General features: G+C 65.5%; 13 protein-coding genes and 4 tRNA genes. 9 read left to right on the forward strand and 8 right to left on the reverse strand.

What is annotated here, in order from left to right; all coding sequences use genetic code 11:
- Window positions 1-33 precede the first annotated feature (33 nt).
- From dusB to MSIMFI_RS10745, 3 genes are all read right to left on the reverse strand, one after another.
- Window positions 34-1,203 (reverse strand): tRNA dihydrouridine synthase DusB, encoded by a 1,170-nt coding sequence (gene dusB / locus MSIMFI_RS10735; RefSeq protein ID WP_191497188.1) that lies wholly within the window; start codon window positions 1,201-1,203, stop codon window positions 34-36.
- Window positions 1,204-1,442: 239 nt separating this feature from the next.
- Window positions 1,443-2,459: an acyl-ACP desaturase gene (locus MSIMFI_RS10740; RefSeq protein WP_191497189.1), complete on the reverse strand. Its 1,017-nt coding sequence runs from the start codon at window positions 2,457-2,459 to the stop codon at window positions 1,443-1,445.
- Window positions 2,460-2,607: 148 nt separating this feature from the next.
- Window positions 2,608-3,249: a TetR/AcrR family transcriptional regulator gene (locus tag MSIMFI_RS10745; protein WP_191497190.1), complete on the reverse strand. Its 642-nt coding sequence runs from the start codon at window positions 3,247-3,249 to the stop codon at window positions 2,608-2,610.
- Window positions 3,250-3,328: 79 nt separating this feature from the next.
- On the opposite strand from MSIMFI_RS10745, the gene MSIMFI_RS10750 reads away from it, so the two are divergent.
- On the forward strand, window positions 3,329-4,387 hold the full coding sequence (locus tag MSIMFI_RS10750; protein ID WP_191497191.1) for an oxygenase MpaB family protein: 1,059 nt from the start codon (window positions 3,329-3,331) through the stop codon (window positions 4,385-4,387).
- 51 nt (window positions 4,388-4,438) lie between these two features.
- Here the strand turns inward: MSIMFI_RS10750 and MSIMFI_RS10755 are convergent, their stop codons facing one another.
- Together MSIMFI_RS10755 and MSIMFI_RS10760 are read right to left on the reverse strand one after the other, a co-directional pair.
- The gene (locus tag MSIMFI_RS10755; protein ID WP_191497192.1) at window positions 4,439-4,816 is read right to left on the reverse strand and encodes an ArsR/SmtB family transcription factor; all 378 of its coding nucleotides are present in this window, start codon (window positions 4,814-4,816) and stop codon (window positions 4,439-4,441) included.
- Window positions 4,817-4,873: 57 nt separating this feature from the next.
- Window positions 4,874-5,374, reverse strand: coding sequence for a nucleoside deaminase (locus tag MSIMFI_RS10760; protein WP_191497193.1), 501 nt, complete (start codon window positions 5,372-5,374; stop codon window positions 4,874-4,876).
- Window positions 5,375-5,470: 96 nt separating this feature from the next.
- Here MSIMFI_RS10760 and MSIMFI_RS10765 point away from each other — a divergent pair, with 96 nt between their 5' ends.
- Entirely contained in the window at window positions 5,471-6,391 is a 921-nt protein-coding gene (locus MSIMFI_RS10765) for a class I SAM-dependent methyltransferase (RefSeq protein WP_191497194.1), read from the forward strand.
- 6 nt (window positions 6,392-6,397) lie between these two features.
- On the opposite strand, the gene MSIMFI_RS10770 is transcribed toward MSIMFI_RS10765, so the two are convergent.
- Both MSIMFI_RS10770 and MSIMFI_RS10775 read right to left on the reverse strand, forming a co-directional pair.
- A complete protein-coding gene (locus MSIMFI_RS10770; RefSeq protein ID WP_186245968.1) occupies window positions 6,398-7,213 on the reverse strand; it encodes a TIGR04255 family protein in 816 nt (271 codons plus the stop codon).
- Between the two features lie 259 nt (window positions 7,214-7,472).
- A tRNA-Lys gene (locus MSIMFI_RS10775) sits at window positions 7,473-7,545 on the reverse strand.
- Window positions 7,546-7,670: 125 nt separating this feature from the next.
- Here MSIMFI_RS10775 and MSIMFI_RS10780 point away from each other — a divergent pair.
- The 3 genes from MSIMFI_RS10780 (at window position 7,671) to MSIMFI_RS10790 (ending at window position 7,959) form a co-directional block, all read left to right on the forward strand.
- Window positions 7,671-7,744, forward strand: a tRNA-Glu gene (locus MSIMFI_RS10780).
- A 35-nt stretch (window positions 7,745-7,779) separates the two neighbouring features.
- A tRNA-Asp gene (locus tag MSIMFI_RS10785) sits at window positions 7,780-7,856 on the forward strand.
- A 26-nt stretch (window positions 7,857-7,882) separates the two neighbouring features.
- Window positions 7,883-7,959 (forward strand) — tRNA-Phe (locus MSIMFI_RS10790).
- 30 nt (window positions 7,960-7,989) lie between these two features.
- Here MSIMFI_RS10790 and MSIMFI_RS10795 read toward each other — a convergent pair.
- Window positions 7,990-8,292 carry a hypothetical protein gene (locus MSIMFI_RS10795; protein ID WP_263597366.1) on the reverse strand — a complete coding sequence of 101 codons (303 nt, stop codon included), beginning with the start codon at window positions 8,290-8,292 and terminating at the stop codon, window positions 7,990-7,992.
- 91 nt (window positions 8,293-8,383) lie between these two features.
- On the opposite strand from MSIMFI_RS10795, the gene MSIMFI_RS10800 reads away from it, so the two are divergent.
- From MSIMFI_RS10800 to MSIMFI_RS10815, 4 genes are all read left to right on the forward strand, one after another.
- Entirely contained in the window at window positions 8,384-8,731 is a 348-nt protein-coding gene (locus MSIMFI_RS10800) for a hypothetical protein (RefSeq protein WP_191498239.1), read from the forward strand.
- Between the two features lie 70 nt (window positions 8,732-8,801).
- Window positions 8,802-10,451 carry a 2-succinyl-5-enolpyruvyl-6-hydroxy-3-cyclohexene-1-carboxylic-acid synthase gene (gene menD / locus MSIMFI_RS10805; protein ID WP_191497195.1) on the forward strand — a complete coding sequence of 550 codons (1,650 nt, stop codon included), beginning with the start codon at window positions 8,802-8,804 and terminating at the stop codon, window positions 10,449-10,451.
- Between the two features lie 7 nt (window positions 10,452-10,458).
- Entirely contained in the window at window positions 10,459-10,947 is a 489-nt protein-coding gene (locus tag MSIMFI_RS10810; protein WP_186241586.1) for a DUF3592 domain-containing protein, read from the forward strand.
- 62 nt (window positions 10,948-11,009) lie between these two features.
- Entirely contained in the window at window positions 11,010-12,137 is a 1,128-nt protein-coding gene (locus tag MSIMFI_RS10815) for a glycosyltransferase family 4 protein (protein ID WP_191497196.1), read from the forward strand.
- Window positions 12,138-12,149: the final 12 nt, after the last annotated feature.

Below are 12,149 nucleotides of genomic sequence, written 5' to 3' on the forward strand. Positions count from 1 at the left end.
TCGGCGAAGACGCGATTTCAAGAGCGTCTCGGTTCAACCACCAGAGTGCATGATGTCGGCCCCGTCGGGCACATGGCAGTCATCGGGGTCGTTCAGCCAGCCGTCGGGCAGGGCAACCCGGGCGGGTGAACCCTGGCGACCACGCGGGCCGGTGGCGGCGTCCGGGAACGCGACGTTGCCGTCCAGCCGATCCAGCAGGCGGTCAAGTTCATCCAGCGTCTTGACCAGCGCTAACGCCCGACGCAAGTCAGAGCCGGCCGGGAAGCCATGCAGATACCAACCGACGTGTTTGCGGATATCGCGCATGCCCTTGTCTTCGCCGAAATGTGCGGCAAGCAGGGCCCCGTGCCGGCGGATGATGTCGGCGACCTCGCCGAGAGTCGGCGGGACGGGCGGTGCGTTGCCGGTGAACGCGGCCGATAACTCGGCAAAAAGCCACGGCCGGCCCAGGCAGCCGCGGCCGATGACAACGCCGTCGCACCCGGTGGTAGCCATCATCGCCAGCGCATCGCTGGCATCGTAGATGTCGCCGTTACCCAGGACCGGGATCGTCCGAACCTGCTGTTTGAGCTGGGCGATCTGCTCCCAATCGGCCGTGCCGGCATAGCGTTGCGCCGCCGTCCGGGCGTGCAGCGCGACTGCGGCAGCACCCTCGGCTTCAGCGATTCGGCCGGCGTCCAGGTGCGTGTGGTGAGCGTCGTCGATGCCGATGCGGAACTTAACGGTCACCGGAATATCGGTGCCGTCGGTACCACGGACGGCCGCGGCGACGATCTGGCCGAACAGCCGCCGCTTAAACGGCAGGGCGGCGCCGCCGCCGCGCTTGGTCACCTTGGGCACCGGGCAGCCGAAATTCATGTCGATGTGATCGGCCAGGCCCTCGTCGGCGATCATTCGGGCCGCCGCGTAGGTGGTGTCGGGATCGACGGTGTAGAGCTGCAGCGAGCGTGGGGACTCCTCCGGGGAGAACGTCGTCATGTGCATCGTTACCGGATGGCGCTCGACGAGCGCGCGTGCGGTCACCATCTCGCAGACGTAGAGCCCGCTGACCGTGCCCGCCTTCGACTGCTCTAACTCGCGACACAGCGTCCGGAATGCGACGTTCGTCACACCGGCCATCGGGGCCAGCACAACCGGGCTGGCGAGCGGGATCGGACCGATGCGCAACGCCGGGCTGGGTTGGATTGCCCGCCTCCTCCTCATCGCGCTCATCGCGCTGCGCGCTCTGCATCGTCGCCGGGCTGGGTTGGATTGCCCGCCTCCTCCTCATCGCGCTCATCGCGCTGCGCGCTCTGCATCGTCGCCGGGCTGGGTTGGATTGCCCGCCTCCTCCTCATCGCGCTCATCGTGCTGCGCGCTCTGCATCGTCGCCGGGCTGGGTTGGATTGCCCGCCTCCTCCTCATCGCGCTCATCGCGCTGCGCGCTCTGCATCGTCGCCGGGCTACCGACGGCTCATCGCCAGCTTTCCAGCGGTCTTATGCAGCTCGTGGGCGGTGACTTTCTTACCGGTACGGGCTTCCCGCTCGATGTGGCGCTGCTTGGACACCTCGAACTTGTCGCAGGCCATCTCGAGTTCCTTGATCAACCGGCCAAGATCATCGCGCAACCTGGCTCCCTCGCCGGTGAAGTCCTCGCGCTCGAAGATGCGCCACTTCTTCAGCACCGGCATGACGACCTCGTCGAGGTGGATTCGCGGGTCGTAGACACCCCCTACGGCAATGATCACGGCTTTGCGTCGGAACTCGGGTACCTGGAAGCCGGGCATCTGGAAATGGCTCAGAATCAGGTGCAGCGACTTCATCGCCTGGTTGGGAACGAGGTCGAACGCGGCCTCGCTGACGTCGCGGTAGAAGATCATGTGCAGGTTCTCGTCGGCCGAGATCTTAGCCATTAGCTGATCGGCGATGGGGTCGTTACAGGCCTTGCCGGTGTTGCGGTGCGAAATCCGTGTGGCCAGTTCTTGGAAGCTGACGTAGAGCACGGAGTCGGTGACGCTCTCGGCAAAATACTGACCCTGGTGGTTCTGGCCCGGGCTGAAGCCCCGGTTGACCACCTCGATGCGAAGTTTCTCCAGCTCTACGGGGTCGACGGAACGAGTCACCACCAGGTAGTCGCGCAACGCGATGCCGTGCCGGTTTTCCTCGGCGGTCCAGCGGTTGACCCACTGGCCCCAGGCGCCGTCCATGCCCATATTCATCGCGATCTCGCGATGGTAGGACGGCAGGTTGTCCTCGGTGACAAGGTTCTGAACCATCGCCACCTGGGCAACATCGGAAAGCTTGCTCTGTTCGGGGTCCCAGTCCTGGCCGCCGAGGGCGTAGAAGTTTTTGCCGTCCGACCATGGGATGTAGTCGTGCGGGTTCCAAGGCTTGTGCATGCTCAGGTGCCGGTTGAGCTTGTCCTCGACCAGCGGCTCAAGTTCTTGCAGCAGCTGCAGGTCGGTCAGCGTGGCTGACATGATCCCTCCAGTTATCTGTGTCTATGGGTAGCACTCAATATATCTGTGTCGCCCAGTAGCATCAAGTTTGCGTCCCGGCGTGGCAGGTCACAGTTGCACAATCGCGGACACGGCGAAACCGCTTGCCAAGTCTCGCTTGCGGACTGGATCAGTCGTGTGGCCCGGCTGCCGCCCTGACCTCGGCTTCGCCGTGCTCGCGCCGCGGCACGTAGGTGGCAGCCGTGCTGAGCAGCATGTCGACGCAGTAGTCGATGAATTGTGCGCGGGTGGCTCCCAGCCGGCCGTTCAGATACGCGGTGAACAGTCCGGTCAGGGCGCCGATCAAGCTGGTGGCCACCAATTTCTGCAGCACAGGATCAGCGATTCGGGACAGTTTGCGCTGCAGCAACTCGATGAAGTTGGGCATCCACTCCGCCCCGGACCGGGTCAGAACTGGTTCTACCGCCGGTGCCAACAACAACACGCGCCCGCGCACCGGATCGTCGACCATCAGCGCAACGAATTGTTCGACCGCTTCCCGTGGGGTCTTGGCGGACGTGAGGGTCGCCATCGCGCGGGTGCAGACGTCGTCGTAGACCGCGCGCACGAATTGGTCCCGGTCGGCAAAGCTCTCGTAGAAGTAGCGTTCGGTCAGCGCGGCCTTGCGGCAGACGGCACGGACCGTCAGCGCCGGGCCGCCTTCACCGCCCAGCAATTGAACGCCGGCGGCGATGAGGTTGTCGCGGCGCAGCGCATTGCGATCCTCGAGGGGGACACCGGACCAGCGGCCCCGTCTTTGACCGGTCTGCACGTCGCTCCTAAAATCTCAAAGTGACAACGCGTGTAGTCAGAATTGCTGACGCTGACGCTGAGGCCAGGGGAAAATCACAGTGACTCAACATACGTCCGCGCATTGCCCGCTGACCAGCACCAAAGTTGGCTCATTTGCAGGCGGCGGTGGCGAGGTCGCAATGCCGCGCGGGTCTGACCTGGTGGCCGACGGCTGTCCAGTGTCTTCGCTGGGCTACGAGGCGCCGCCGATGCCGCTTGGCCCCGATTCCTTGACGTGGCGGTACTTCGGCGACTGGCGCGGCATGCTGCAGGGGCCATGGGCCGGATCCATGCAGAACATGCACCCACAGCTGGGCGCCGCGGTTGAGGATCACTCGACATTCTTCCGGGAGCGCGGGCCGCGGCTTATGCGGTCGTTGTACCCGATCGCCGGAGTTGTCTTCGATGGCGACCGGGCACCGATCACTGGAGCGGAGGTGCGCGACTATCACGTCACCATCAAGGGTGTCGACGCTGCCGGCCGTCGCTACCACGCATTGAACCCCGACGTCTTCTACTGGGCACACGCGACGTTCTTTATGGGAACTATCCATGTGGCCGAACGCTTCTGTGGCGGGCTGACCGACGCGCAGAAGTGTCAGCTGTTCGACGAACACATCGACTGGTATCGGATGTACGGCATGAGCATGCGGCCGGTGCCGGATTCCTGGGAGGAATTCCAGGTTTACTGGGATCACATGTGCCGCAACGTGTTAGAGAACAACTACGCGGCACGTGCCGTGCTGGACCTCACCGAGCTGCCCAAACCTCCTTTCGCTCAACGGATCCCGGACCGGCTATGGGCCGCGCAGCGCAAGTTGCTGGCGCCGTTCTTCGTTTGGCTGACGGTGGGCCTCTACGATCCGCCGGTTCGTGAGCTGATGGGCTATGGATGGTCGCGGCGTGACGAATGGCTGCACCGGCGCTTCGGCGACATCGTCCGCGTCATCTTCGCCTGGGTGCCCCGCCGATACCGCAAGCACCCACGGGCTCGTGCCGGCTGGGACCGCGCCACTTCACGCATCCCGGCCGACGCACCCCTGGTGCAGACGCCGGCGCGCAATCTTCCTCCGCTGGACGAGCGTGACAACCCGGCGCACTACTGCCCCAAAGTCTGACCCTGGTCGTCTTTGCTTGCGGGAAATATGTTGTGTTGCTGTTAGATTCGGTTAGCCGGCATCGTGGGAGACCGCTTTTAGGCCAGTATCGGCTCGATGGTGACGGGGAACCCCGGGGCCGGCGTGCTCGGCGTTGTAGACGGCGTCGATGACGAGCTGGCGCACGTGTTCGTTCTCCAGGCTGTAGAAGATCGTGGTTCCGTCCCGGCGGGTTCGCACTAGGCGCGCCATCCGCAACTTCGCAAGATGCTGGGAGACCGACGGCGCCGGCTTGCCCACGTGCTCGGCGAGTTCGTTGACCGACATCTCGTGATCTGCCAGCGACCACAGAACCTGCACGCGGGTGGCGTCGGCCAGCATCCGAAACACCTCGACCACCAGGCCGATCTGGTCATCTGGCAACCGCAGAGGCCTATTATCTGCATGCATACGCAGATAATAGCGCGACGCCTCGTCAATGTGCCGCTGCGCCGATTTGATGCCGATCTAGCCGGGCTGGACGACGGTCACGGTGCGGCTACCACCGTTGCGCTCTTGCCAGAACCGGTAGACGTCTACTGCGGCGGGCCGAGGTTCGTAGCGCATCGGGAGGCGTCGGTCCTGCCAGTCTTTGGCGAACTCGGCGTAGAACGTGGCGAACTCGAAGTACTTGCGGTCGTCAACGTAATGCGGTTCGTACGCGTCGCGCGACGTGAGAAATACGACTTCGTCGGGGGAGCAGTAGTAAAGCGAACCCAGGCACATCGGGCAGGGGTGGGCCAGCACATAGATCGTGGTACCAACGAGATGCTCGGTGCCCAACTTGGTGCACGCGTCACGAATGGCAAGGATTTCGGCGTGGGCGGTCGGGTCGTTGGTTTGAGCAACCTTGTTGGCGCTCTCGGCGAGGACCTCGCCATCTTTGACGATGACCGTCGCGAATGGGCGACCGCCTTCGGCGACATTCTGGCGAGCAAGATCGATAGTCCGTTGGGCGAAGTCCGTCACGCTTGGAAGGGTAGTCGGCGGTGTCGTCGGGAGGCCTGGGATACTAACTAGGTTATCTATATTTGTTGTATATGCATTTTGGAATAGGGGAGCAGTATGGTGCGCACCGATCGTGATAGGTGGGATCTGGCGACCAGTGTCGGAGCTACGGCAACGATGGTCGCCGCGCAGCGGGCACTGGCTTCTGACCCGGAATACTCGTTCATCGATGACCCGTACGCGGCACCGCTGGTGCGAGCGGTCGGTATGGACGTTTATGTTCGGCTGGTCGACGGGCAGATTCCCGTCGAGGAGGACTCCGAGTTCGATCCGGCGCGGATGGCCAGGGGAATGGCCTGCCGGACCAGGTTCTATGACCAGTTCTTTCTCGACGCCACAAGGCACGGAATTCGCCAGGTGGTGATTCTCGCGTCCGGTCTCGACGCGCGCGCCTACCGATTACCGTGGCCGGCCGGCACCGTCGTCTACGAGGTCGACATGCCGGAGGTGATCGAGTTCAAGACCTCGACGCTGAGCGGTCTCGGTGCCGAGCCGACCGCCGAGCGACGGACGGTTGCTGTCGATTTGCGCGATGACTGGGCAGCGGCCCTGCGGGCGGCAGGATTTGACCCGAAATCTCCGGCCGCATGGAGTGCCGAGGGGCTGCTCGTCTATTTGCCCGACGAAGCACAGGACGGGCTATTCGACAACATCACCGCTTTGAGTGCGCCAGACAGCCGGCTGGCGTTTGAATTCGTGCCTGACACAGCGATTTTCGCCGATGAGCGATGGCGCTCACACCATGACCGGATGAGTGAGCTCGGGTTCGAGGTCGACTTCAACGATCTCGTTTACCACGGCAAGCGCAGCCACATCATCGACCATCTGGCTCGCAACGGCTGGCAGACTTCGTCCCACACGGTCAAGGAGCTGCACGAGGCAAACGGCTTTGTCTACCCCGACGATGAACTCGCTGAGGCCTTTGCCGATGTCACCTACAGCAGCGGGGTGCTCGCGCCTAGACCTTTCGAGGCCTGACCGGACCTATTGGCGCAGCAGCTCGTCTTTCAGTCGGCTGGTGATCATGTCCTGGAACACCACACGCGCCGGGCCATACAAGTCCTGGAACGTCGAGATCAGCGCGTCCCTGTTGTATTCGGGAATGGAGCCGCTCGGCGGAGTCCAGAAGCTGTCGATGTCCATGAGGAAGAATGGCCCGGTTTGGGTCGGCGTGGTGCGGCGCAGGTGGTAACTGGGATCGAGGGCCTGGCCGACACCGGGGCCGTAGCGCACGATGAGCGACTTCCCAGGTTGCGCCTCGCGGAAGACCGCGGCACCCTGCCATTCGGTCAGGGCTAGGCCGCCGGGAGTGAGGCGCTGCGGTCCCAGCAGTTGTTCGTCGATCCAGTTGCTCCACTCGACGCGGCCATCGAAACCGGTTGGGACACGGATTTCGAGGACGTATCGCAGACCGATGCGCTCGACTCCAACGATTGACGAGACTTGCGCGCGGGCGTCGGCGACGCGCAACACGATGTCGCTGAAGGCCTCAAAGCTGCTGTAGGCGCTGGTCTCGACGACGACGGCCTGGCTCTTCAGGGAGGCGGCGACAGTGTTATCCCGGTTGACGTAACGGACGAAGCGATCCGCAACGGGCGTCGGAGGCGAACCTGGCGTTGTCATCCCCCAACTGAGGTCCTGCGCCTGCCGTTCGATCGGCAGGTCATTGATGAGCAGCTGTTTAAACTCCCGGCTCGCCGAATCGCTGAGGGAATCCGTTGCCGGATGACGGATTTCCATGGTCACCAGGGCGACGGGCGCGTTGGGTTGGATTCCATCCTGATTTGTGTCGGGAAGCATGCCGCGAGCATAGCCAAACGGTGTGAGCGTCCTCACGCCACCTGACAGTGCAATCGGCAGGCGTCTTTGTAGTCGGCCGACGAAACCCGTCGATGAGTGGCCGGCGGTCACACCAGTCACGCCAGCACCGCCGCGGCTCGTCATCGCCAAACCGGAAACGTGATAGCGCATGCGATATCAAGTTGCAGACTGCAACATGGCTGAGCGGACGCCTAGTCGCGCAACTGCGGGAACGCGGCAGCCCCTGTTCAGTGCTCAGTGCCCCCACCAGGACTCGAACCTGGGACCTGCGGATTAAAAGTCCGTAGCTCTACCAACTGAGCTATAGGGGCCACGGAGGTTCAGAATACTGGGTAGTCACACGACGCTCGTTTGAGGATTGGGCCCGGGGTGACCTAAGCTGACGTGGCTCCCAACGGCTACCACGTTGCGAGTGCCCCGGAGAGATTCGGTTCTGGCCCCCTTCGTCTAGACGGCCTAGGACGCCGCCCTTTCAAGGCGGTAACGCGGGTTCGAATCCCGTAGGGGGTACCCTGCTACGCGGTGCTGCTGGAGCAGCACAGCAAGGCCCTGTGGCGCAGTTGGTTAGCGCGCCGCCCTGTCACGGCGGAGGTCGCGGGTTCAAGTCCCGTCAGGGTCGCCAATGCGGCGAGGCACATGCTGCCTTCCGGCCAGGTAGCTCAGTCGGTATGAGCGTCCGCCTGAAAAGCGGAAGGTCGGCGGTTCGATCCCGCCCCTGGCCACCACGTTGACCTGGCTACCGGCCCCTCATCCAGCTATGGCGACCCGTTCTTCCCCGGCGTGCCGCCAAACTTGCCAGCGCTGCCCCCCGTGCCGCCGCTCCCGCCGTTGACGCCGTTGCCGCCGTTTCCGCCGTCGCCGTATAGCGACTGGGCGAAGGTGCCGTTGATGACTAACCCCGCGTTACCGCCGTTACCGCCGTCGGCAGCGCCGACGCCGGTGCCGGCGTTGCCGCCGTTCCCGCCCGCGGCGATGAATCCGAGAGCATCGCCTCCGGCACCGCCGTCGCCGCCGGTACCAGTGAGAGCTGCGCCGCCGGCGCCGCCAGCACCGGCCACCGAGATCCCAATCAGTTCGGCCTTGCCTCCGTCGCCACCGGCACCGGCGGTACCGGCGGGGGCCGGGGGGGCGGGGGGAAAGGCGGAACGGTTGGGGGTTCCGGGGGCGGGGGTGGGGGGGGCGGGGGGGGAGGGCCCACCGGGGACCGGGGGGGGGGGGGGGGCGGGGGGGGGGGGCTCGGGGTTCTCGCCCCGGGGGGGGACGGGGGCGGGGGCGGGGCCGGGCGCGGGGGCGCCGCGGGCGGGGGGGGTGCCTCCCTTCGGCACCACCAACGGCGCGCAAGGCGGCACCGGCGGCCACGGCGGCGTCGGCGGCAGCGGCTTCGGTGGGATTTTCCCCGGCCACAACGGCGGCGGCGGTGGCACCGGATCCGTCGCGACCGGGACCAGTGGCGGGTCCGGCGGATCCGGCGGACCCGGCGGACCCGGCGGCCCCTAGCCGCACGGTGCTGGTGTAGGGGTGACGACTCTTCCCGTCCACGTCTGCGCGGCTATGACACCCTGTACTGGTGAACCCTTCGACGACACAAGCCCGCGTCGTCGTTGATGAGCTGATCCGTGGCGGCGTCCGCGACGTGGTGCTATGCCCGGGCTCGCGGAATGCGCCGCTGGCTTTCGCGCTGCAGGACGCCGACCGGTCCGGGAGGATCCGGCTGCACGTTCGCATTGACGAGCGCACCGCCGGCTACCTCGCCATCGGCCTGGCGATCGCGGCCGATGCGCCGGTATGTGTCGCGATGACGTCGGGCACCGCAGTCGCCAACCTTGGGCCGGCGGTTGTCGAGGCCAATTACGCCCGGGTGCCGCTGATCGTGCTATCAGCCAACCGGCCCTATGAATTGCTGGGCACCGGGGCCAATCAGACCATGGAGCAGCTGGGCTATTTCGGCACTCAAGTGCGCGCCACCATCAGCCTGGGACTGGCCGAGGACGCGCCCGAACGCATGGCCGCCCTCAACGCGACGTGGCGGTCGGCCACCTGCCGAGTGTTGGTGGCTGCCACAGGTGCTCGGACCGCCAATGCGGGCCCGGTACATTTCGACATCCCGCTGCGGGAGCCACTGGTCCCAGATCCGGAACCGCGCGGTGCCGGCACACCGCCGGGCCGGCCCGACGGCAAACCGTGGACCTACACTCCGCCGGTCACCTTCGACCAGCCGCTGGAGATCGACCTGTCGGCCGACACGGTGGTCGTCGCCGGCCACGGCGCGGGCGTGCACCCCAACCTGGCGGAATTACCGACCGTAGCCGAGCCAACCTCACCTTTTGGACAGGCGAGGCCATACCCGCTGCACCCGCTGGCGCTGCCGCTGCTGCACCCCCAGCAGGTGATCATGCTGGGCCGCCCGACACTGCACCGTCCGGTGTCGGCGCTACTGGCCGACCCCAAGGTTCCGGTGTACGCGCTAACCACCGGGCCGCGCTGGCCGGATGTCTCGGGCAACTCGCAGGCCACCGGCACCCGGGCGGTCACCACCGGGTCACCCAACCCGGCCTGGCTGCACCGCTGTGCGGAGCTGAACCGGCACGCGAACGAGGCGGTGCGCGGTCAGCTAAGGGCGCACCCGCTGACCACCGGACTGCACGTCGCCGCGGCCGTGGCGGATGCGCTCAGGCCCGGTGACCAGCTGGTACTGGGGGCGTCCAACCCGGTGCGCGATGCAGCGTTGGTAGGCCTGGACACCCATGACATCCAAGTGCGGTCGAATCGCGGCGTCGCCGGTATCGACGGCACCGTGTCCACCGCCATCGGGGCGGCGCTGGCTTATGAGAGGGTCGGTGGTGCCGGGCGCACTATCGCGCTGATCGGCGACCTGACGTTCGTCCACGACAGCTCCGGGCTGTTGATCGGTCCCACCGAACCGACGCCGCGACAGCTAACGATCGTGGTGTCCAACGACAACGGCGGTGGCATCTTCGAACTGCTTGAGCAGGGGGACCCGCGGTTCGCCGACGTGTCATCGCGGATCTTCGGCACCCCCCATGACGTCGACGTGGGCGCGCTGTGTCGCGCTTACCACGTGGAGAGCGGGCAGATCGAGGTCGACGAGTTGCAGTCGGCGCTCGACGAGGCCGGCCCCGGCATGCGGGTGCTGGAGGTCAAGGCGGACCGGTCCTCGCTGCGGCAGCTGCACGCCGCGATCAAGGCGTCCCTGTGAGGATCGCGTGATTTCGCCAAAACAGTTGTTGCGCACCCTGATTCACGGAACGAGTGAAGAACTACCGGATACCCGTGCGCGGATTGTGGTGCGGTGGGTGCGAATCGCTATCCTGATCGCTGCGGTTCTGGTAACCCTGCAGTCGGTGCTGTTGGTGGCCGGGGCCTGGCGCAACGATCTGGCCATCGACCGCAACATGGGCGTCGCGCAGGCAGAGGTGCTCAGCGCCGGGCCGCGGCGCTCAACTATCGAGTTCGTGACACCGGAGCGCGTCACTTATCGGCCGGAACTCGGTGTGCTGTATCCGTCCGAGCTGGCCACCGGTATGCGGATTTACGTCGAATACAACAAGAACGATCCCAACCTGGTCCGGGTGCAGCACCGTAACGCCGCGTTGGCGATCATCCCGGCGGGGTCCATCGCGGTGGTGGCCTGGCTGGTGGCAACGGTTGCGCTGGTCTTGCTCGCGCTCCTGGATAAGCGACTGAATCGCTAGTTTTCGCGTCCCGTATGCCCGTCGGCAACCTTTCCGACAGCCGTCGCTGACACCGTGGTGGCGTGCGCGTTGCCATCGTCGCCGAATCGTTCCTCCCGAACGTCAACGGTGTCAGCAACTCGGTGATCCGGGTACTTGAGCACCTGCGTCGGGCCGGTCACGAAGCCCTCGTCATCGCCCCGGATGCACCCCCGGGTGAACCCCGTGCCGACCGCCTGCACGACGGCGTCCGGGTACACCGGGCGCCGTCGCGAATGTTCCCCAAGGTGACCACACTGCCGCTGGGGGTACCCACCCCGCGAATTCTTCGTGTGCTGCACGGTTTCGATCCCGACGTGGTGCACTTGGCGTCGCCGGCATTGCTCGGCTACGGCGGGCTGCGCGCCGCGCGGCGTCTCCGAGTACCCACGGTCGCGGTATTCCAAACCGACGTACCGGGTTTCGCGGCGAGCTACGGAATCCCGATGACCGCGCGGGCTGCGTGGGTATGGTTCCGCCACCTGCACGGTCTTGCCGACCGCACCCTAGCGCCCTCCACGGCGACGATGGAAGTCCTTGCTGCCCAACGCATCCCCCGAGTGTATCGGTGGGCGCGCGGGGTAGATCTGCTCCGGTTCGCGCCGTCAGCGCGAGACGATGCGCTGCGGCGCCAATGGTCGCCGGACGGAAAGCCGATCGTCGGTTTCGTTGGCCGACTCGCACCCGAGAAGCATGTCGATCGTCTCGCGGCCCTGGCAGCCGGCGGCGCGGTGCGGCTCGTCATCATCGGTGATGGAGTTGACCGGATCAAGCTTCAATCAGCAATGCCCACAGCACTTTTCACTGGCGCACTATATGGTGACAAGCTCGCCGCGGCGTATGCCAGTATGGACGTTTTCGTGCATCCCGGCGAGCACGAGACGTTTTGTCAGGTCGTGCAGGAAGCGCTGGCGTCGGGGCTGCCGGTGATTGCCCCCGACGCCGGCGGTCCGCGAGATTTGATCACTCCGCGACGCACCGGGCTGCTGCTGCCCGTCGACGAATTCGAGGCTCGGCTACCGGCCGCAGTAGCTCACTTGATCCACGAACGCAACCGCTACGCGCCCGAAGCTCGGCGTAGTGTGCTCGGCCGTAGCTGGCCGGTGATCTGTGACGAGTTGCTCGGCCACTACGAGGCGGTGCAGGGGAAGCGACGGGCTCAGGCTGCCTGAGGTAGCCTCGCT

Origin of the sequence: Mycobacterium simulans (assembly GCF_900232995.1) — a bacterium.
Taxonomy (GTDB): domain Bacteria; phylum Actinomycetota; class Actinomycetes; order Mycobacteriales; family Mycobacteriaceae; genus Mycobacterium; species Mycobacterium simulans.

Coding starts and splice junctions, on each gene's coding strand:
- dusB (WP_191497188.1), bottom strand. CDS start 1,203: ATGAGGAGGAGGCGGGCAATCCAACCCAGCCCGGCGTTGCGCATCGGT.
- MSIMFI_RS10740 (WP_191497189.1), bottom strand. CDS start 2,459: ATGTCAGCCACGCTGACCGACCTGCAGCTGCTGCAAGAACTTGAGCCG.
- MSIMFI_RS10755 (WP_191497192.1), bottom strand. CDS start 4,816: ATGCATGCAGATAATAGGCCTCTGCGGTTGCCAGATGACCAGATCGGC.
- MSIMFI_RS10765 (WP_191497194.1), top strand. CDS start 5,471: ATGGTGCGCACCGATCGTGATAGGTGGGATCTGGCGACCAGTGTCGGA.
- MSIMFI_RS10770 (WP_186245968.1), bottom strand. CDS start 7,213: ATGCTTCCCGACACAAATCAGGATGGAATCCAACCCAACGCGCCCGTC.